Annotated in this window: 15 protein-coding genes; 11 read left to right on the plus strand and 4 right to left on the minus strand. The window is 72.9% G+C overall.

Annotated elements, in window-relative coordinates:
* Positions 1-12 precede the first annotated feature (12 nt).
* Positions 13-612, plus strand: a complete 600-nt coding sequence (locus CRYAR_RS03135) for a SecDF P1 head subdomain-containing protein (RefSeq protein ID WP_157017303.1) — start codon at positions 13-15, stop codon at positions 610-612.
* On the opposite strand, the gene CRYAR_RS03140 is transcribed toward CRYAR_RS03135, so the two are convergent.
* Positions 599-925 (minus strand): hypothetical protein, encoded by a 327-nt coding sequence (locus CRYAR_RS03140; protein WP_157017305.1) that lies wholly within the window; start codon positions 923-925, stop codon positions 599-601. The two genes, CRYAR_RS03135 and CRYAR_RS03140, sit on opposite strands and share 14 nt — an antisense overlap.
* A 253-nt stretch (positions 926-1,178) precedes the next feature.
* Here CRYAR_RS03140 and CRYAR_RS03145 point away from each other — a divergent pair, with 253 nt between their 5' ends.
* From CRYAR_RS03145 to CRYAR_RS03160, 4 genes are all read left to right on the plus strand, one after another.
* Positions 1,179-2,165, plus strand: coding sequence for a glycoside hydrolase family 6 protein (locus tag CRYAR_RS03145; RefSeq protein WP_063725651.1), 987 nt, complete (start codon positions 1,179-1,181; stop codon positions 2,163-2,165).
* Between the two features lie 58 nt (positions 2,166-2,223).
* Positions 2,224-4,251, plus strand: coding sequence for a methyl-accepting chemotaxis protein (locus CRYAR_RS03150; protein ID WP_035848353.1), 2,028 nt, complete (start codon positions 2,224-2,226; stop codon positions 4,249-4,251).
* A 63-nt stretch (positions 4,252-4,314) separates the two neighbouring features.
* On the plus strand, positions 4,315-5,097 hold the full coding sequence (locus CRYAR_RS03155) for an SDR family oxidoreductase (protein WP_035848356.1): 783 nt from the start codon (positions 4,315-4,317) through the stop codon (positions 5,095-5,097).
* A complete protein-coding gene (locus CRYAR_RS03160) occupies positions 5,094-6,161 on the plus strand; it encodes a TIGR03885 family FMN-dependent LLM class oxidoreductase (RefSeq protein ID WP_084700007.1) in 1,068 nt (355 codons plus the stop codon). Before CRYAR_RS03155 ends, CRYAR_RS03160 begins: the two co-directional genes overlap by 4 nt.
* Here CRYAR_RS03160 and CRYAR_RS49390 read toward each other — a convergent pair.
* Both CRYAR_RS49390 and CRYAR_RS49395 read right to left on the minus strand, forming a co-directional pair.
* Positions 6,158-6,712 carry a hypothetical protein gene (locus CRYAR_RS49390; RefSeq protein ID WP_051569674.1) on the minus strand — a complete coding sequence of 185 codons (555 nt, stop codon included), beginning with the start codon at positions 6,710-6,712 and terminating at the stop codon, positions 6,158-6,160. The two genes, CRYAR_RS03160 and CRYAR_RS49390, sit on opposite strands and share 4 nt — an antisense overlap.
* 10 nt (positions 6,713-6,722) lie before the next feature.
* The gene (locus CRYAR_RS49395) at positions 6,723-7,580 is read right to left on the minus strand and encodes an ATP-grasp domain-containing protein (protein WP_051569675.1); all 858 of its coding nucleotides are present in this window, start codon (positions 7,578-7,580) and stop codon (positions 6,723-6,725) included.
* Positions 7,581-7,604: 24 nt separating this feature from the next.
* Between CRYAR_RS49395 and hrpB the strand changes: the two genes are divergently transcribed.
* A complete protein-coding gene (hrpB, locus tag CRYAR_RS03175) occupies positions 7,605-10,085 on the plus strand; it encodes an ATP-dependent helicase HrpB (protein WP_035848359.1) in 2,481 nt (826 codons plus the stop codon).
* On the opposite strand, the gene CRYAR_RS03180 is transcribed toward hrpB, so the two are convergent.
* Positions 10,075-10,800, minus strand: coding sequence for a TetR/AcrR family transcriptional regulator (locus tag CRYAR_RS03180; RefSeq protein WP_035848362.1), 726 nt, complete (start codon positions 10,798-10,800; stop codon positions 10,075-10,077). The two genes, hrpB and CRYAR_RS03180, sit on opposite strands and share 11 nt — an antisense overlap.
* Positions 10,801-11,004: 204 nt before the next feature.
* Here CRYAR_RS03180 and CRYAR_RS03185 point away from each other — a divergent pair, with 204 nt between their 5' ends.
* The 5 genes from CRYAR_RS03185 (at position 11,005) to CRYAR_RS03205 (ending at position 19,627) form a co-directional block, all read left to right on the plus strand.
* Positions 11,005-13,185 (plus strand): MMPL family transporter, encoded by a 2,181-nt coding sequence (locus CRYAR_RS03185; RefSeq protein ID WP_035848365.1) that lies wholly within the window; start codon positions 11,005-11,007, stop codon positions 13,183-13,185.
* Positions 13,186-13,318: 133 nt separating this feature from the next.
* Entirely contained in the window at positions 13,319-15,739 is a 2,421-nt protein-coding gene (locus tag CRYAR_RS03190; protein ID WP_084700013.1) for a putative bifunctional diguanylate cyclase/phosphodiesterase, read from the plus strand.
* 154 nt (positions 15,740-15,893) lie between these two features.
* Positions 15,894-18,227: a helicase-associated domain-containing protein gene (locus CRYAR_RS03195; protein WP_035848369.1), complete on the plus strand. Its 2,334-nt coding sequence runs from the start codon at positions 15,894-15,896 to the stop codon at positions 18,225-18,227.
* A 69-nt stretch (positions 18,228-18,296) separates the two neighbouring features.
* The gene (locus tag CRYAR_RS03200; RefSeq protein ID WP_035848372.1) at positions 18,297-18,839 is read left to right on the plus strand and encodes a PadR family transcriptional regulator; all 543 of its coding nucleotides are present in this window, start codon (positions 18,297-18,299) and stop codon (positions 18,837-18,839) included.
* Positions 18,836-19,627, plus strand: a complete 792-nt coding sequence (locus tag CRYAR_RS03205; protein ID WP_063725652.1) for an ABC transporter ATP-binding protein — start codon at positions 18,836-18,838, stop codon at positions 19,625-19,627. The genes CRYAR_RS03200 and CRYAR_RS03205 overlap by 4 nt, the downstream gene beginning before the upstream one ends.
* The last annotated feature ends 2 nt before the right edge of the window (positions 19,628-19,629 follow it).

Raw genomic sequence — 19,629 nt, forward strand, 5'->3', positions numbered from 1 at the left:
AGGATGGGATACGTGGAGCAGACGAACAGCGTGCTGGTTCCCGCGCCCGAGCGAGATCCGGCCCAGAACCGCATCGGCCCGCGCCCGGGTAGTGGCCGGCGGACGATCGTGGCGCTCGCCGGCGTCGCGGTCGCGATGCTCGTCGTCGCGATGTCCACGATCCTGCTGGCCGGGCTCGCGTTCTGGCGCTCGTCGGAGCCCGCTTCGGCGCAACCGGTGGCGAAGAGCTACTCCGGCAACCTGGCCGCGGACCTGCGGATCGCGCCGGTGGTCGAGGCGACCGGAACCGGTTGCTCCGACGGCGGCACACCCGGCCGCTTCGCGGGGTGCTTCACGCTCGGCGAGGGCGGCATGGTGGTGACCGTCGTCGAGTCGGCGGACACCGCGGTCCAGGACGGCAAGTGGGTCCTGCGGCTGCGTTTCTCCAGCGCCGACACGGTGGCCCTGCGCGCGCTCACGACGCAGAGCCAGCGGATCGCGCTGGTGCTCGACGGCACCGTGCTCACCGCTCCGACGGTGAAGAAGCCGATCACCGGCGGCGAGGTTCAGATCGCCGGTGACTTCACCAAGAAGGACGTCGACGCGATGTTCGCGGAGCTCACGACGCGGTGAGCACGCGGTCCAGCTCGCCGGAGAGCACGCGGTCGAACGTCGAACGGGTGCTGCGTACCGGGCGGTGGGCCCGGGCCGGTGCCACGACGTCGCCGGCGACCACGATGCCGACGTCGGCGTAACCGCACTCCAGCCGGCACAGCTCGCTCGGCGCTTCCGGGAGCACCAGTGCGACCGGCGCGAACGCCAGGCAGGCCCGCGCGATCGAGAGCGCCTGACGCCACGACCCGCGCACCGGGACCAGCACGCCCGCGAGCGTCGGAGCTCCGCCGTCGCCGCCGGAGACCACCACGGTCAGGTCGGTGTCGCGCACACGGACACCGTCCACAGGTGTTCCGTGCCACCCGAGCGCCGTGACGACGCTCTCCTCACACGTAGGACTCGCGGTCACGACGCTCCTTTGTTCGTACGGGTTCGCGGGCAATGTGCCGAATTGGCCGGTCGGTGGCGCAGCGGCTACCGGACGACCACGCCACCGACCGGTAATCGGCACTACGTGGCGGAGGGCACGGACGTTCACGTTAAACCGTTAGCGGGTTGGAGAGTTCCCAACCGGGGGGAAGTGCATGCGGCGGCATCGAATTGTTCTGCTCGCGACCGCGGTGGTCGTGATGCTCGGAGCGGGCGTCACCACGCTGTTACTGCGGGGCGGTTCGGAGCCCGAACGTCGCTCGATCTCGGTGCCGAAACTGCAGGGCTCGCTCTACGACGACGGGGGCCAGGCGGCGGCCTGGGTGAGCGCGAACCAGAGCGACCCCGACGCCACCGTCATCAGCGAGAAGATCGCGAGCGTGCCGCAGGCGGTCTGGATCACCGGTGGCGACGACGCGGCGAAGGCCGGCACGCAGGTGACGCGCACGGTCGCCGCCGCGAAAGCCGCCGGTGAGGTGCCCGCGCTCGTGGCGTACGCGATCCCCGACCGTGACTGCGGTGGGGCCGCTGCCGGTGGCGCACCCGACGGCACCGCCTACCGCGCCTGGATCGACGCCGTGGCCACCGGCCTGGGACCCGACCCCTCGATCGTCGTGCTCGAACCGGACGCGCTGGCGCAGGTCGACTGCCTCGACGCGGCCAAGCGCAGCGAACGCAACGAGCTCATCACGTACGCGGCCCGCACGATCACCGAGAAGGCACCGCGGGCGCAGGTCTACTACGACGCAGGCAACTCGAAGTGGAAGCCGGCGGCGGAGATGGCCGAACGGCTCCGGGCGGCCGGTGCGGACGACTACGGGTCCGGCATCTCGCTCAACGTCTCGAACTTCCGTCCGACGAAGGACGAGGTCGGGTACGGCAAACGGATCCTCGACGGGCTCGGCGTCGACGGCAAGAAGATCGTCGTCGACACCTCGCGCAACGGTGCCGGTGCGGCCACCGACAACGAGTGGTGCGACCCGGCCGGCCGCAAGCTCGGGCAGACGCCGACGCTCGACACCGGGGACGAGGACGTGGCCGCGTTCCTCTGGGTGAAGCGCCCGGGCGAGGCCGACGGCTGCGCCGCCAACGCCGGCACGTTCGTCCCCGACCTGGCGACCGCGCTGGCCGAGGGCGTCTGACCTCAGTTTTGGTCCGATCAATTCCTCACGCTGGGCCGCCTGCGGTCGATGGGACGGCATGCGTGACGCTCCGGTCGGGCTGCGCCCGGTGCTCAACCTGCTCGATCGCCTGCGCACGACGGCCCGGCTGACGCTCGTCATCGTTCTGCTCGTCGTGCCGGGCGCGATCGCGACCGTCGAGTACGCCCTCCGGGAGGGCAGTCAGATCGCGTTCACGACCGCGGAGCGCGACGGTGTCCGCGTCCTGCGGCCGACGTTGCACGCGATGGCGGCGGTGGTCGGCGGACGCGACGTCGACCTGACCGCGATCGGATCGGAGGTCCGGTCCGAGTCCTCGCTCGGCCTGCGCGACGAGTTGACCGCGGTGAGCGACGCGGTGTCGGCCGGCGTCACCACCCCGGCCGGGCGGCTGGCCGCAGCCCAGGCGTTCAGCGCGCTGATCACCGAGACCGGCAACGCGTCGAACCTGATCCTCGACCCGGATCTCGACTCGTTCTACGTGATGGACACCCAGGTCGTGCAGGTACCGCGGATCCTCGAGGCCGCTGCGGCCGCGGCCGCGGCCACCGGCGCGACCGGCAGTTCGGAGCTGGTCGCGGCCAGGGCGGTACTGGCGGGTCAGCTCTCGACCGCCGCCGAGGCGCTCCGGACCGACGTGGAGACCGCCGTCGCGCAGACGAGTGCGACCGGCCTCGAGCCCCGGCTGGCCGACCTGCGGCGACTCGCCGACGAGGCCGCCGCGCTGGCCGGACGTCTGACGGCCGCGCTGGGCACACCGGGCGCCGACGTCACAGGGGTGGCCGCGGCCGCCGAGGACGCGATCGACGCTTCGGAGCAGGCGCTCGACGGTCTGCTCCGGACCCGGGCCGATGGCCTGAAGGACGACCGGACCCTCGTTCTCGCGATCACGATCGTCGGGTTCGCGCTCGCGTTCTGGCTCGCGGCCGCGGTCTGGTGGCGTAGCCGGCACGACGTGGCGCTGGCCCTGCGGGGCGTGCGCGCGATCGCCGATCGCGACTACGGCGACCACGAACTCCCCGGTGGCCGGGACGAGTTCGGGGACATCGGCCGAGCGCTGCTGCAGGCCCGGGAGCGCCTGATCGAGCAGGACGAGGCGCTGAAAGCGGCGCAACTGCAGCAGGAACAGCAGGTCCGGGAGAACTTCGCCCAGCAGCGGCGGGCGGAGAAGCAGGCCAGGCAGTTGGCCCAGCAGCTCATCGAGGAGAGCGCCGAGGCCCTGACCACCGAGCTCAACGACGTCGCCGCGGCGGTGGAGGCGGTACGGACGTCGGCCGGGACGATCCACGAGCGCGTCGACGCCGCCGACGGGGTGCTGCGGTCGCTGCTGGCCGACGCGAGCAACGCCGACGCGGTGACGACGGCGCTCGGGGAGCGGCTGCAGCGGGTCGCCGGGATGGCCAAGATCATCGCGTCGGTGGCCGACCAGACCAAGCTGCTGGCGCTCAACGCGACGATCGAGGCCGCGCGGGCGGGCGAGGCGGGCCGGGGGTTCAGCGTCGTGGCCGACGAGGTCAAGGACCTGGCCGCCACCACGGCCCACTCCACCGACGAGATCACCGGCACGATCCAGGCGCTGGAACGCGAGGCGACCGCGGTGTCGAGCACGATCACCGCGATGACGGCCGGTATCGGCGGCGTCGACGAGGCCACCGGTGCGCTCCTCGGCGTCGCCGACGAGCAGCGGGCCACCGTGGTGGGCATGGAGCAGCGGCTCACCAACGCACTGGACCGGGTCCGGGCGATCGCCGACCTGCGCAACATGATGGAGCGGCGCGGGGACGAGCGGGTGCCGCTCACCGGCACGCTCGTGTTCTCCGGCGGCGGGCGCCGGCTCGAACTGCGGATCAAAGACCTGAGCCAGGGCGGCGTGCGTGCCCTGCCGGTTCCCGGCGAAGCCCTTCCCGCGGGGGCCAGCGGCCAGGTGGAGCTGCCCGTCCCGGGCGTGCCGCCGCTCGACGTGGACCTGCTCCGGCAGACCGACGACGAAATCGTCTTCCGGTTCCGGGCGCTGCCCCCCGCCGCCGCGACCGCGCTCCATGACTTCCTGCAAGCGCAGCTGGTCTGAGGTGTCACGAAGTCGTCCGCTGCTTCGTCCAACAGGAGAAATCCCGAACGAGGAGGACTCACGATGGACGTTCTGGTGGTGGGCGGCACCGGCGCGGCCGGGCGCGCGGCGGTGGTCGCGCTCGTCGAACGAGGGCACACGGTCCGGGCGCTGAGCCGGTCGGGCGCGACCGACGTACCCGGCGCGGTCGGCTACCGCGCCGACCTGAGCACCGGAGCCGGTCTGGCCGAAGCCGTGGCCGGTGTGGACGCGGTCGTCGACGCGTTCAACGTCACCAGCCAGTCCTACGAGGTAGCGCGGAAGGCGTTCGTCGGCACCACCGAGCGGTTGCTGGCGGCCGAGGTCGAGGCCGCCGTCGGGCACCACGTGCTGCTCTCGATCGTCGCGATCGACGGATCCACGTACGCGTACTACCGCGCGAAGGAAGCGCAGGAGCAGGCCGTCATCGCCGGCTCGGTGCCGTGGACGATCGTCCGCGCGACCCAGTTCCACGAGTTCGCCGGCCAGTTGGCCGCGCAGACGAAATTCGGTCCGTTCGTGGCGATCCCGACTTTCCTGACCCGCCCGGTCGCGGTCGCCGAGGTCGGCGGAGCCCTGGCCGACGCGGTGGAGGCCGGCCCGAGCGGGCGGGCGCCCGACCTGTTCGGACCGAAGGTGGAGAGCGTGCCCGACATGGCCCGCCGGACGCTGAAGGCACGCGGGGTGCGTGCGGTCGTCGTGCCGGTTCCGCTGCCGGGGAAAGCCGGGGCGATGATGCGCTCGGGGGTGCTCGGCGGCAACGGCGTCGGTCAGCAGAGCCATGAGACGTTCGACGAGTGGGTCCGGGGGGAACCGAGGAGGGCATGACCGTCTACGGCGTGCACGCGTCCCACGAACAGCTCCACCCGTCCGACCTGCTCGCTGCAGTGGCCAAAGCCGAACGACTCGGCTTCACCGCGGCGATGTCCTCCGACCATTTCTCGCCGTGGAGCGCCCGGCAGGGCCACTCCGCGTTCGCGTGGTCGTGGCTAGGCGCCGCGCTCCAGGCCACCGACCTTCCGTTCGGCGTCGTCAACGCGCCCGGCCAGCGGTACCACCCGGCGATCATCGCGCAGGCGATCAGCACACTCGGCGCGATGTTCCCGGGCCGTTTCTGGGCCGCGCTCGGATCGGGTGAGGCGAGCAACGAGCACATCACCGGTGACCCGTGGCCCCGCAAGGACCTGCGCAACGCTCGGCTGCGCGAGTGCGTCGACATCATCCGGGCGCTGCTCGCCGGCGAGGAGGTCAGCCACCAGGGGCTGGTCACCGTGGACCGGGCGCGGCTCTGGACCCGCCCGGAGGTGGAGCCGGCGCTCGTCGGTGCGGCGGTGAGCGAGGAGACCGCACGGTGGTGCGCTTCCTGGGCGGACGGCCTGATCACCGTCGGGGCTCCGGTCGAGAAACTGCGCCGCATGATCGACGCGTACCGCGACGCCGGTGGACGCGGTCCGATCAACCTGCAGATCCACCTCAGCTGGGCGGAGACGTCGGAGGAAGCCGAGGCGATCGCGCTCGACCAGTGGCGGAGCAACGTGTTCGACCCGCCGGTCTGCTGGGACCTGGACATGACCGACCACTTCGACGTGGTGTCGGAGGAGGTCGGCATCGACCAGGTGCGCCGGGTCGTGAACGTCAGCTCCGACCTCGGTCAGCACACCGCGTGGCTCGCCGAGTACGCCGCGCTGGGTGTCGACGGGATCTACCTGCACCACGTGGGGCAGGACCTCGACCCGTTCCTGGACGCGTTCGGGGCCAAGGTCCTGCCGCAGCTCGACGTCACGAAGGCGCCGGAGGCACGGTCCCTGCACGAGAAGCCGGAAGAGGCCGGCGCCCCCGGCGGCCTGCCCTCCGGTGAGGGCCCCCAGCCCACCGGCCAGCCCGTCGACTAGCGACGTCGCGCCGGCGTCTTGCTGCGTTTCCCGGTGGGGAGCGCGGGAAGACGCCGGTGGGCGGGCCAGGTGACGGTGAGTTCGGCGCCGGCCGGGAGGGCGCGCCAGCGCTCCTCGGCTCGGTGCAGGGCGGCCACGGCCAGCTCGATCGCCGGGAGGTCCGGGGCGTCGGGCTGGGTGGCGAACCACTGGCGGCGCAGAGCCGGGAGATCGCCGTCGGCCTTCGCGGCGGCCTCGATGAAGCCACCGATCAGCTCGGCGCGCTGCAGCCGGTCGCGGTTGGCCCGGATCAACTGCGCCGACCGGTCCGCGGCGTGCGGCGGACGGCGCCCGGAGACGTGCTTCATGCTCTGGAACACCACTCCGGCGGCGATCGCGCCCCAGATCCCGTCCTCGATCCGCAGCGCGTCCTCGACCGTGAAGTGCACCAGGTCATGCGGAAGCGCCGCCGTGACCGGGCCGCCGTGCATCCGGTACACGACGTGGTCGTCACGCTCGATCAGAACGTCACCCCACTCGTGGTCGGGCAGCCGTACAAAAGTGACCTTCACTCCCCAATGGTCACCCGGCGAGCAAGTCCTTTACGGCGGTCAGCAGCCGGTCGGCGGCACCGGGCCCGTGCTCCAGGAACAGGTGGGGCTCGATCAATTCCGCCTCCATGACGATCGGCGAGCCGGTGTCGTCGAGCACCAGGTCGATCCGCCCGTAGAGCGGCGCCTCCGGTGCGACCGCCAGCGCGGCCAGCGCGACCTCGCGCTCGGCGGCCGTCGGCTCGTACGGCCGCACGTCGGGGTGCGCGTGCTCACCACGCACACCGGTCACCGACGAGAGCACGGCACCCTTGACGATCGCGTGGCTGAACTCGCCGCCGACGTGGACGAGCGCCCGCTCCCCGTCGGTCTCGACCCGGTACTGGAATGGCTGCACCATCGCGGTGTGCCCCTCGGCGTGCAACCACTTGACGTGCGCGGTCGCCGCCGACAGCGTTCCGCCGCGGAACCGCCGGGCCTTCCGCGCGCCGGAGCCGACGGTCGGCTTCACCACGATGTCGGCGTAGCCGGGGAGCTCCACCGGCTCGCCGGGCGCCAGGTAGGTGGTCGGGACCGTGGGCACACCGGCCGCGTGCAGGTCGCCGAGGTACGTCTTCACCGAGTTCCAGTGCACGATCGCCGGGCCGTTCACCAGGCGCGTCACGGCCGCGGTCGCGTCCACCCAGGCCTGGAAGCGCTCGAGGTGGCTCGGGTAGTTCCAGGTCGACCGGAGCAGCGCCAGGTCGTAGCCGGCCCACTCGATCGCCGGGTCGTCCCAGCAGGCCACGTCCGCGGTCAGGCCCGCGCGGCTCGCGGCGGCCTGCAGCACCGGCAGTTCGACGTCCTCCGGGACCGGCAGTTCGGTGGCGGTGACCAAGACGATGCGCATGGAGTCGACGTTACGGTGCGAACTGTGGGTGACTTCCCTGACCTTCCGATCCGTCCGGCGCTGCCGCACATCGTCGACGCGCTTGCCGACGGTGGTGCGGCCGTGCTCGTCGCGCCGCCGGGCAGTGGCAAGACGACGCTCGTTCCGCTCGCGCTGGCCGAGCGGGTCGAGGGCCGGATCGTGGTGGCCGAGCCGCGCCGGGTGGCCGCGCGGGCCGCCGCGTCGCGGATGGCGTCGCTGCTGGGTGAACCGGTCGGCGAGACCGTCGGGTACACGGTCCGGGGCGATCGCAACGTCGGCCGGCGCACGCGCGTCGAGGTCGTCACGACCGGGGTGCTGGTGCGGCGGCTCCAGCGCGACGCCGAGCTGCCGGGAACGAACGTCGTGATCCTCGACGAGTGCCACGAGCGGCACCTGGACTCCGACCTCGGGTTGGCGTTCACGCTCGACAGCCGGGCCGCGCTCCGCCCCGACCTGGCGTTGCTCGCCACCTCGGCCACGGCGGCGTCCGAGCAGCTGGCGGCGGTGCTCGGCGGTGCGCCCGTGCTGGAGGTGCCCGGCTCGCCCTACCCGGTGCGCACCGAGTGGTGCCCGCCGCCGGCGCCGCTCGTCGGCCGATCGGATCCGCGTCTGCTCGATCACGTGGCCGCGGTCGTGCGTCGGGCTCTCGGCGAGGCCACCGGCGACGTGCTGGTGTTCCTGCCGGGGATCTACGAGATCACCGCGGTGGCGCGCCGGTTGGCCGGCACCGACGTTCCGGTGGTGACGCTGCACGGCCGGCTGCCCGCTCGTGAGCAGGACGCGGTTCTGCGGCCCGGGTCGGTGCGGCGGGTCGTGCTGGCCACCGCGGTCGCGGAGAGCAGCCTGACGGTGCCCGGGGTGCGGGTGGTCGTGGACGCCGGGTTGGCCCGGGTGCCCCGGCTCGACCAGGGACGCGGGCTCGGGACGCTCGTCACCGTGGCGGTGTCGCGTGCCGTCGCCACCCAGCGGGCCGGCCGGGCGGGCCGCGAAGCGCCGGGGACGGTGTACCGCTGCTGGTCGGAGTCCGATCACGCCCGGTTGCCGGCGTGGCCGGAGCCGGAGATCGCGTCGGCCGACCTGACCGCGTTCGCACTCGACCTCGCGTGCTGGGGCACGCCGACCGGGGAAGGGCTGGCGTTGCCCGATCAGCCGCCGGCCGCCGCGATGGAGGTGGCGACGAGCACGCTGCGGGCGCTCGGCGCGGTGGGGACGGACGGCCGCGTGACGCGGCGGGGCCGGGTGCTCGCCGGGATGGGTGTCCATCCGCGACTCGCGCGAGCCCTGCTCGACGGCGCGCCCGCGGTGGGGGAGCGCCGGGCCGCCGAGGTCGTGGCCCTGCTCGCCGACGACACCCTCACCGGCAACCGGGGTGACCTGATCGCCGCCCGCAGAGCCCTCCGCGACGGCTCGCTCCCGGCGCCGGCCCGCCGCTGGCGCGACGAGGTGAAGCGCCTGACCCAGGCCCTCCCCGCCGACGCGCGGAGTGCGGAGGGACGGCGGAACGACCGCGCGCTCACCGACGACCTCGCGGCCGGGCTGATCGTCGGGATGGCCTATCCGGAGCGGCTGGCCACGGCCCGGCAGCCGGGCGGACGCACCTATCTGATGGCCGGCGGCACAGCGGCCGACCTGGGCGAGGGAGCCGGGCTGAGCGGGGCGGCGTGGTTGGCGATCGCGGTCGCCGACCGGTCGCTCGGGCACGCCAACGCGCGGATCCGGCTCGCGGTCGCGATCGACGAGGCCACCGCGGTCGAGGCCGGGGCCGCGCTGCTGGCCTCCGAGAACGAGGTCCGCTGGCACGACGGCGAGCTCGTCGCCCGCACGGTGGACCGGCTGGGCGCGATCGAGCTCGCCGATCGGCCGCTGGATCCGGCGGCCGACGTCCGGGCCGAGGCCGTCCTGGTCGGCGTCCGGAAAGAGGGGCTGAACCGGCTGCGGTGGGACACCGATGCGCGCGCGCTGCGGGAGCGCCTGGCGTTCTGCGCCGCGGCCATCGGGCCGCCGTGGCCGGCGATGGACGACGATTCGCTGCTCGCGCGGGCGGACGAATGGCTCGGCCCGGACCTGATCTCCGTGCGCCGCCGCGCCGACCTGCAGAAGATCGACGCCGGCACCGCGCTGCGCCGTCTCCTGCCCTGGCCGGAGGCCGCCCGCCTCGACGACCTCGCGCCGGAGCGGATCCAGGTGCCGAGCGGGTCCAGGATCCGCGTGGACTACCGCGATCCGTCCGCGCCGGTGCTCGCGGTGAAGGTGCAGGAGGCGTTCGGCTGGGCGGCGACCCCCACGGTCTCCGGCGTGCCGGTGCGTCTGCACCTGCTCTCGCCGGCCGGCCGCCCGGTCGCGGTCACGTCCGATCTGGAGTCGTTCTGGCGCACCGGCTACCCGAGCGTCCGCGCGGAGCTACGCGGACGCTACCCGAAACACCCCTGGCCGGAGGACCCCACCACGGCGGTGGCCACGCGCCGGACCAACGTCAGGCGGTAGGCGGCTGGTAGTCCGCTCCGACCCCGAGCATGTCGCCGAGCGCGCGGAGCTCCGCCTCGAACATCGGGCCGGCGTCGGACAGCGCGAACTTGAGCTGCCCGAACACCTCCATCGAGACGGTTCCGTACAGGCGGATCCAGCTGGTCAGGAACACCTGGGTGACGCCGAGCGGCAGCGGCTGGGGGAAGCAGTCGTTCCACTCCTGGAGCTGGTCCTTCAGCGGGCCGTCGATCTCGTCGTCGGCCGGGATCGGGAACGGCTGGGTGAGGTAGAGCTCGGTGATCAGCTCACCGAAGACGTTGCCGAACCGTTCGCCGGTCGGGTCGACGCTGCCGTCCTCGCGCGGCCGGTCGAGCCCGATCGCCGACGCGGTGAACACCAGCGTGAACTCGGCCGGGTTGGTCATCGCCCAGCGGCGGAACTCCCGGCTGCACTCCAACAGCTTCGAGACCAGGTCGGGCTGGGCGTCGCGCACTTTCTCGAGCGCTTCGCTGAGCTCGACCTTCAGCTCGTCGACGAGGGCTGCGATCAGATCCTCGCGGCTCGCGTAGTAGCGGTACAGCGCCGGTGCCGACATGCCCATCGCCCGTGCGATGGCGCGTAGCGACAGCCCGTCGTACCCGTCCGAGACCAGCATCCGGCGAGCCGTGCTCTGGATCTCCTCGACCGTTTCGGCCCGGAGCCGTTCCCGCCGGGTGAGCGGTGCGGTGGTCATCCGGTCCTCCCTTCGTGGCGCTGAACCCCGTGGTGCAGACCCGCAGCTTAACGCGAGTGCGAACACCTGTCATGCAGCGAACGATAATCGCCTTGCGAACGGGATTGCTTCTGTTAACGATGTATGCAAGATTAGCAGCAGCACAGCGGCTTACATTGTTCGCACTGCGATCAGGGATCGCATTTAGTGCCCGAGGGGGCAGTGATGTTCGAGCGTTTGGGACGGACGATGGTCCGCCGGCGGTGGTGGGTCCTGGGTCTGGCCGTGGCCTTCATCGCGTTCGCCGGCATTTGGGGCACGCAGGTCTTCGGCAAGCTGGTCGGCGGCGGGTTCGACGACCCCGCGAGCGAGAGCTCCCGGGCACTGACCCGCGCCGAGGCCGAACTGGGGCGCGACGGAAACGACGTGGTCGTGCTGTACCGGAGTTCGACGCTCACCGCCGACGACCCGGCCTACCAGCAGGCGGTCACGTCGACGCTGGCCGACCTGCCGTCCGACGTGGTGACCGGCGCGGCGACCTTCTGGTCGACGAAGAGCCCGACGTTCGTCAGCAAGGACAAGCACGAGACGTTCGCCGTGCTGACGCTCGCCGGCGACGACGAGGAGACCCGCACCGACCAGCTCGAACAGATCGAAGGGAAGCTCGCGGCCCCCGGTCTGGAGTCGGAGGTCGGCGGTAACACCGCGATCAACCGGGACATCAACGAGCGGGTGTCGGCCGACATCGCGAAGGCCGAGACGCTCTCGATGCCGGTGCTGCTGATCCTGCTGGTGATCATCTTCGGCAGCCTGGCCGCGGCGAGCCTGCCGCTGGCCGTCGGCGGCCTCGCGATCCTCGGTGCGTTCACCGCGCTGCGCGGGCTGAGCTACCTGACCGACGTGTCGATCTTCTCGGTGAACGTGGTGACGATTCTCGGGCTCGGCCTGGCGATCGACTACGGCTTGTTCATGGTGGGCCGGTTCCGGGAGGAACTCGCCCGGGGGCTCTCGGTCGAGGACGCGGTGGCCCGGACGATGGGCACGGCCGGTCGTACGGTCGCGGTCTCGGGCGTCACGGTCGCGGTCTCGCTGGCCGGACTGCTGATCTTCCCGATCACGTTCCTGCGCTCGATGGGCCTCGGTGGTCTCTCCGCGGTGCTGATCGCGATGATCGCGGCACTGACCGTGCTACCGGCGCTGTTCGGGGTGCTGGGGCACCGGGTGGACGCGCTCTCGGTGCGCCGGCTCTTCAGTAAAAGGCGGCAGAGTCGGCGGAAGCCGCAGGCGAACTCGGAGGTCGAGCACGGCTTCTGGTACCGGCTGGCGCGCAGCATCATGCGCCGCCCGGTCATCTACACGGTGGGTGTGCTCGCGGTGCTGCTGATCGCGGCCACGCCGTTCCTGCGGGTCGAGTTCGGCGGTATCGACGCCAGGGCGCTGCCGGCCGGCACCGAGTCCCGGGTCGTCTCCGAGACGCTCGACCGCGACTTCGTGCCGAACAGCCAGTCCCCGATCGACGCGATCGTGACGTCGTCGTCCTCGGGCCTGGACCAGTACGTGGCCGACGTCCGGACGGTCGACGGCGTCACCGGTGCGTCGGTGACCGCTCAGTCGGGAGACACCGCGCGGGTCTCGATCACCTACGACGGCGACCCGATCTCGGCCGAATCCCGCGAGCTGGTGTCCCGGATCCGCGAGGTTCCCGCACCCTCCGGCGGCGAGGTGCTCGTCGGCGGACAGACCGCGGCGCTGGCCGACCAGCTGAAGACCGTTGGTGACCGGCTCCCGTGGATGGCGCTGATCGTCGTCTCCGCGACGTTCGTGCTGCTGTTCCTCGCGTTCGGTTCGCTGGTGCTGCCGGTGAAGGCGATCATCATGAATGTGCTCTCGCTGGGAGCCTCGTTCGGTGCGCTGGTGCTGATCTTCCAGGAGGGGCACCTGTCGGGGCTGCTGAACTTCACCTCGACCGGGACGCTCGAGGCGACCCAGCCGATCCTGGTGCTCGGGATCGTGTTCGGCCTCTCGATGGACTACGAGGTGTTCCTGATGTCGCGGATGCGTGAGGAGTACGACCGCACCGGCGACAACACCCAGGCCGTCGCGGTCGGCCTGCAGCGCAGCGGCAGGATCATCACCAGTGCGGCGCTGCTCATCCTGGTCGTGATCGGGCTGTTCTCGATCTCCGGCATCACGTTCATCAAGCTGATCGGCGTCGCGATGCTGATCGCGGTGCTGGTGGACGCCACGATCGTGCGGGCACTGCTGGTGCCGGCCACGATGCGGCTGCTGGGGAACCTGAACTGGTGGGCACCGGGCCCGCTGCGCCGCTTCTACGCCCGCTACGGCATCCACGAGGAGGGCACCCCGACCCCGCCCGCTCCGGTTCCGGCCGGCGTCGGCACCTGACCCTCGTCCCCACCGACGGCCCCGCGCTCGCCGAGCGCGGGGCCGCTTCGTGCGCGAAGTACTCAGATCGCGAGGCGGGCGGACGAACGGGGGAGATGAGGGGCGTACCGCCCCTACGCAGGCGGGAGGGTGGATGAGCTCGCGACCCTCGGCCGAGGCCGAGGCCGCCCCCGCCGCAGTGTGGCCGGTTCCGGCCCCGGCGGCGACCGGGTGGACCGCGCAGCGACCCGTGCCGGTCACGGTCGCCTGGTGCCTCGGCGCCCTGGTGATGGGTGTCCACGCGATCTGGGTCTACGCCGGTCACGTCGAAGCGTCGCCGGCGCGGCTCTGGTCGAGCGGCGCCCCGTTCGCGGTGACGCTCCTGCTGGCGGCCGCGGTGCTCGCCGCCCGCGCGATCACGGTCGGCTACCAGCGCCTGGCCTGGACGTTCTTCGCCATCGGCGTCGGCCTCAACGGCGCCGGTTACTTCGTCTACGACGTCGTGAGCTGGGTCGGCCGGGTACCGTCCGCCTCGCTCGCCGACGTCGTCTGGTTCCCGGTGCTGCCCTGCTTCACCGCCGGCATCTGGACGCTGGCCCGGGCGAGGGTCGGAGCACTGCGCCCCGACGTGTACGTCGGTGCGGCCGCGGTGGCGCTGCTCTCCGCGTCGCTGGTCGCCGCCGGGGTGGGGCACGACGTGCTCGCCTGGGACTCCGACGGGCTGCGCGCCACGATCGTCAACCTGTACTACCCGACCGTCGACATGGTCATCGTCGGCTCGGTCGCCGCGGTGACGACGCTGGCCGGTGGCCGGCTCGGCCGCGCCTGGGGCCTGATCCTCGTCGCCGTGTTCCTCACGGTCCTCGGCGACGCGCTGCTGGCCCGGATGGTCGCCGAGGGCGGAACCGGGGTGGAGGTCCTCGACCCGATCTGGTCCTTCGCCGGCCTGCTCATCGCCGCGTCCGCCTGGCAGCGTCCGCGCCGGCTCACCCATCGGCCGCTGGGCCTGCCCGAGCTGCTGACCCCACTGGTCAGCATGGTGCTCGCGGTGCTGGTGCTGGTGGTCGCCGAGTTCGCGCACCTGCCGTCGGCGGTGCTGCTGCTGGCGGCCGGCTCGATCCTGCTCTCCACGCTCCGGATCGCGCTGAGCCTGCGCTCGATGCTCGTCGCGGCCGAGTTCCACCGGCTCGCGCTCTCCGACGACCTGACCGGCCTCTACAACCGCCGGGGTTTCCTGCGTGGCGTCGAGGAGGCGCTGGCCGGGCGGGCCCCGACGGCCGGTTTCCGGGCCGTGCTCATGCTCGACCTGGACCGCTTCAAGGACGTCAACGACGGGCTCGGTCACCAGACCGGCGACCGGGTGCTCTCCGCGGTCGGGGCCCGGCTGTCCGGCGCGCTCGGCCCCGAGGATCTGATCGCCCGGCTGGGTGGGGACGAGTTCGCGATCCTGACCACGGTGCCGGCCGGGCAGTCGTTCGAGGCGGTCGTCGCCGGGCTGTTCCAGGCCGTGCGTCAGCCGCTGCAGGCCGGGCGGATCTCGCTGCCGATCGACGCCAGCATCGGGGTGGCGGTCGAGTCGGACGCACCGGACGGGACGCCGTCGGAGCGCGCGCTGGAGCTGCTGCGCTGCGCGGACATGGCCATGTACCGGGCCAAGGCCGATCGGGGAGGCTGGGCCCGCTACGACCCGCTCGGCTCCGATCAGCAGCGGGACTCACTCGAGCTGGCCGGCGAACTGCGCGCGGTGCTGACCGGCACCCCGACGACGCCGGCGGTGGCCGCCGACCCGGAGCGGTCGCTGGCGCCGCACAGCGCCGACTGCGGCTGGCTCGAGCTGCACTACCAGCCGCTGGTCGCGGTGTCGGGGGCCGAGGGGATCCGGGCCGAGGCGCTGATCCGCTGGGTGCACCCACGCTACGGAATGGTGCCGCCGGACCGGTTCGTCGGTCTCGCCGAGCGCATCGGGCTGGTGCCGTACCTGACCCGGCACGTGCTCCAGCTGGCGCTCGACCAGGTCGCCCGCTGGCGGGCGGAGGGTGCGCCGGTGACGGTGTCGGTGAACCTGTCGGCGTCCGACATGGCATCGCCGACGCTGATGGACGAGGTGCTCGACGGGCTGACCGCGCGGGGATTGCCGCCGGAGGCGCTCACGGTCGAGATCACCGAGCAGACCGCGATCGGTGACCTCGACACCGGCCGGGACGCGCTCGCGGTGCTGCGCGCGGCCGGTCTCGGCGTCGCGATCGACGACTTCGGCACCGGGTACTCGGCGCTGTCGTACCTGCAGCGGTTGCCGGCCACCGAGCTGAAGCTGGACCGGTCGCTGACCACCAAGATCATCGAGGACCCGGCCGCGGCGGCGATCGTCCAGGCCTGCATCGACCTGGCGCACACGCTCGGACTCGAGGTCGTGGCCGAGGGCATCGAGACCCAGGAGCTGGCCGACGCGCTCGTCGATCGCGGCTGCGACTGGCTCCAGGGCTGGCTCTTCGGCCGTCCGACGCCCGCCGGCCCCACGCCCGCGACGCCGGTCTACACCCGCGCGGTCCCCGGCCCCGTCCCGTCCCGGGCTTAGGTCGTGTTCGAAAGCGGTTCGTGGTGATCTGACGAAGCCCGGGTGGTCGGCTGCCGCTTCCGCGGCGGCAGGTCGGCCCCGCCGGCGTGGGCCGACGGGTGGTCCGGCCGCGCGCTACCGTGGGTGACCGGACGACGGACGCCGAGGAGACCGCGTGGACCACCTGGTCGCCCACGTGCGCGGCCTCGACCGGGCGGCACTGGCCGAACTGATCGCCGCGCGCCCCGACGCCGTGTCCTGGCCGGAGCCGCGGTCGCTCACCGACTTCGCCGAGCGCCTCGGCGCGGTCCATTCGGTGCAGCGGGCGCTCGCCCGGGTCGACCGCGCCGGGCTGCAGGTGGCGGAGGCGATGGCGGCGCTCGGCGGCGCGGCCCCCGAACCCCGCCTGGCCGAACTGCTCGATGTGGACGACGCCGAGCTGTTCCGGCGGACGCTGGCGTCGCTCGCCGCGCTGGCCCTCGTCGTGCGGGCCGACGACGGGTCGCTGGTACTCGTCGCGCCGTTGCGTCTGCTCGCCGAGCCGCTCGGGCTCGGGGTGCGGCTCAGCGGGGTGCTGCCGCTGCTCACCGTCGACCGGCTCCGGGCGATCGCCGAACTGTGGGTGCCGTCGCCGGCCCGGCGCCGGACCGAGCTCGTCGATCAGGTGCTCGACGCGGTGGCCGACCCGGCCCGGGTGCGCGACGTCGTCGACGGGCTTCCCCCGGATGCGCGTGAACTGCTGCGTGACCTGGCGTGGAACGGCCCGCGGGCGGCGGCGTCGTCCGACCGGTCCTACCACTGGTGCGTCGAGCGCGGTCTGCTCACCCAGATCAGCTGGGACTACGTCGAGCTGCCCGGGGAGATCGGGCTGGCGCTGCGTGGCCCCGACTACCGCGCTCCGTTCAGCGTGCCGCCGCCGTCGCCGGTGTCCGGATCGATCGGCGAGGACGACCTGGTGGCCGCCGGGACCGCGGCGACCACCCAGGTGCTCGCGGACACCGAACGCCTGCTCGAGCTGTGCGAACGGACGCCGCTCGCGACGACGAAGAGCGGACGGGTGACGGTCCGGGAGGCGAAGCGGGCCGAGAAGGCGATCGGGGCCGGGGTCGGGACGCTGCTGTCGGTGGCGTCCGCGGCCGGGCTGCTCGGCTCGGCCGACGGCGCCGTGACGGTCACCGAACGGGCCGACGCCTGGCGGGACGCCGAGCCGGCCGTGCGGCTCGCGACGCTGCTCTCCGGATGGTGGAGCGAACCCGACGGCGCGGTGCTCCGGCAGCGGTTCGTCGGCTACCTCGCGGAGCTGCCCGACGGCGCCAGGACGGACGACGTCGACGCGGTCGCGGCGGCGCTGTCCTGGCGTCATCCGATCGCGGTCGCGCCGACTCCGGTCGACCAGGAGACGGTCGCGGCCCGGACCGCGGCCGTCCGGGCCGAGGCGGAACGCTTCGGTGTGGTCGCGCTCGGCGCCGCGACGCCGGTCGCCCGGGCACTCGTCGCCCGGCCCGCGTCGGTGGCGGCGGCGCCGGGTGCGCCGATGGTGGCGCCGGACGCGTTGGTGACCGCGGCGGAGCGGGTCGTGCCGGCCCCGGTGACGACGGTGACGTTCCAGTCGGACCTCTCGGCGGTGGTGGCCGGTGTGCCGACGGCCGAGCTGGCCGGCCTGCTCGACGGTGCGGCCGACCGCGAGGCCGCCGGGGCGGCGTCGATCTGGCGGTTCTCGGCCGCCAGCGTCCGCGCCGCGTTCGACGGCGGCGCCACCGCGGACGCGTTGCTGGCCGAGCTCTCCGCGGTGGCGACCGGGGAGCTGCCGCAGGCTCTGGGGTACCTGGTCGGGGACGTCGCCCGCCGCCACGGGCACGTGCGTGTCGCACCGGCCGGGAGCGTGGTCTGCGCCGACGACGAGGCGCTGCTCGCCGAGCTGGTAGCCACGAAGTCGCTGCGAGCACTGCGGCTGCGTGCGGTCGCGCCCACCGTGCTGCTGTCGGTCGCCGACCCGGACGAGACGCTGGCCGCGCTGCGGGCCGCCGGGTACGCCCCGGCCGGCCTCACCGAGGACGGTGTCGCCCGCGTCGAACGGCGGGTCCACCGGCGGGCGAACGCGCCGCGGCCCTGGAGCCCGCAGCCCGAGGCCTCGGACGTCGATCCCGGCGCGATCGCCGACCGCCTTCTCTCGGCTCCGGAAGCGCCCGTGCGTCCGAGGTCCGATCCCTGGGTCGGTCTGCCCCGAACCGTCGCCGAGGCCCGGGCCGACCTGGCCGCCCGGCACCCGGGCGTGGTCGTGGACCGCCAGGCCGACGCGCTCTCCGCGCCGGAGCGCGCCCTCCTGCTCGACGCGATCGAGACCGGAGCTCCGGTGCGCATCGACTACGTCGGCGCGACCGGTAGCGCCACCTCCCGCGTGATCGAGAACGCCGAGCTCGCCGGCGACGCCGTGATCGCCTGGTGCCACCTGCGCGCCGCCGAGCGGATGTTCATTCTGTCCCGGATCCAGACAGTTTCCCCGGCCTGACCCACTCGTCTGCGACTATTCACTGAGTTAGTAGTTGCGCTTTCTATTCACTCAGTGAATAGTAGGGCCGTGTCCACGCCACAGGTACTGCTCGCACTGCTGGCCACGGGGCCCCGTCACGGCTACGACCTGAAGCGGGCCTACGACGTCCGGTTCCCGAAAGCACGTCCGCTCGCGTTCGGGCAGGTCTACTCGACGCTCGAACGTCTCACCCGCGACGGCCTCGCCACCGAGGCCGGCGTCGAGCGCGTCGACGGTCCCGACCGCACGGTGTTCGCGATCACCGACGCGGGCCGGGAGTCGCTGCGCGAGTGGCTCGACGTCGTCGAACCGCCGACCCCGCACGTCACGAACGCACTGTTCACGAAGGTCGTGGCGGCGTTGCTGGTGGACGAGTCGCCGGACGGTCTGGCGGTCACCTACCTGCGCGCACAGCGCCGGGCGCACCTCGCCCGGATGCGTGACTTCACCCAGGTGAAGACCGCCGACGGAGTCTCGGTCGGCGAAGTGCTCGCGGCCGACTACGCGCTGGCCCACCTCGACGCGGACCTGCGCTGGATCGACCTCACCCTGTCCCGGATTTCCGCACTGCGCCAGGAGGTACTCGCATGACTGCCACTGTCCTCACCGGCACCGATCTGGAGCGCGCCTACGGCAAGACGCCCGCGCTCCGTGGAGTTTCCTGCGCGGTGCGGGCGGGTGAGATCGTCGCGATCACCGGCCCGTCCGGGTCCGGCAAGTCGACCCTGCTGCTCTGCCTGGCCGGCGTCCTGGTCCCGGACGCCGGAACCGTCACCTACGACGGCCGGCGCATCGACACGTTGCCGGAGGGCGAACGATCCCGGCTGCGCCGCACCGAGCTGGGCGTGCTGTTCCAGTTCGGGCAGCTGGTTCCCGAACTTCCGGTGGCGGAGAACGTCGCGCTCCCGCTGTTGCTCTCCGGCGCGCGCCGGAAGGCGGCGCTGGCGACCGCGACGGAGTGGCTCGACCGCTTCGGCGTGGCCGACCTGGCCGCCCGTTACCCCGGCGAACTCTCCGGGGGCCAGCGGCAGCGGGCCGCGGTTGCCCGCGCTCTGGTCACCGACCCGCGCGTGCTCTTCGCCGACGAACCGACCGGCGCGCTGGACTCGCTCGCCGGTGAACAGCTGCTCACCCAGCTCACCCGGGTGGCCAGGGAGAACGGCACCGCGGTGCTGATCGTCACGCACGAGGCCCAGGTGGCGGCCTACGCCCAGCGCGAGATCGCGCTCTGGGACGGCTCCGTCGTCGACGACGGACTGACCGACGCGCCCACCGCCGGTGCGCGCCCCGGCTCCCGGCTGGTCGCCGGGGACGAACCGCAGCCGGTGGCCACCTTCGACGAATCCGACGCTCCGCTCACCGACCAGGGGAAGGGCTGAAC

Source organism: Cryptosporangium arvum DSM 44712, assembly GCF_000585375.1.
In the GTDB taxonomy this organism is placed as follows: domain Bacteria; phylum Actinomycetota; class Actinomycetes; order Mycobacteriales; family Cryptosporangiaceae; genus Cryptosporangium; species Cryptosporangium arvum.

What these genes read in the sequence shown, in the direction of transcription:
- CRYAR_RS03145 (WP_063725651.1), top strand. Translation starts at nt 1,179, where the DNA reads ATGCGGCGGCATCGAATTGTTCTGCTCGCGACCGCGGTGGTCGTGATG.
- CRYAR_RS03150 (WP_035848353.1), top strand. Translation starts at nt 2,224, where the DNA reads ATGCGTGACGCTCCGGTCGGGCTGCGCCCGGTGCTCAACCTGCTCGAT.
- CRYAR_RS03155 (WP_035848356.1), top strand. Translation starts at nt 4,315, where the DNA reads ATGGACGTTCTGGTGGTGGGCGGCACCGGCGCGGCCGGGCGCGCGGCG.
- CRYAR_RS03160 (WP_084700007.1), top strand. Translation starts at nt 5,094, where the DNA reads ATGACCGTCTACGGCGTGCACGCGTCCCACGAACAGCTCCACCCGTCC.
- CRYAR_RS49395 (WP_051569675.1), bottom strand. Translation starts at nt 7,580, where the DNA reads ATGCGCATCGTCTTGGTCACCGCCACCGAACTGCCGGTCCCGGAGGAC.
- CRYAR_RS03180 (WP_035848362.1), bottom strand. Translation starts at nt 10,800, where the DNA reads ATGACCACCGCACCGCTCACCCGGCGGGAACGGCTCCGGGCCGAAACG.
- CRYAR_RS03185 (WP_035848365.1), top strand. Translation starts at nt 11,005, where the DNA reads ATGTTCGAGCGTTTGGGACGGACGATGGTCCGCCGGCGGTGGTGGGTC.
- CRYAR_RS03190 (WP_084700013.1), top strand. Translation starts at nt 13,319, where the DNA reads ATGAGCTCGCGACCCTCGGCCGAGGCCGAGGCCGCCCCCGCCGCAGTG.
- CRYAR_RS03205 (WP_063725652.1), top strand. Translation starts at nt 18,836, where the DNA reads ATGACTGCCACTGTCCTCACCGGCACCGATCTGGAGCGCGCCTACGGC.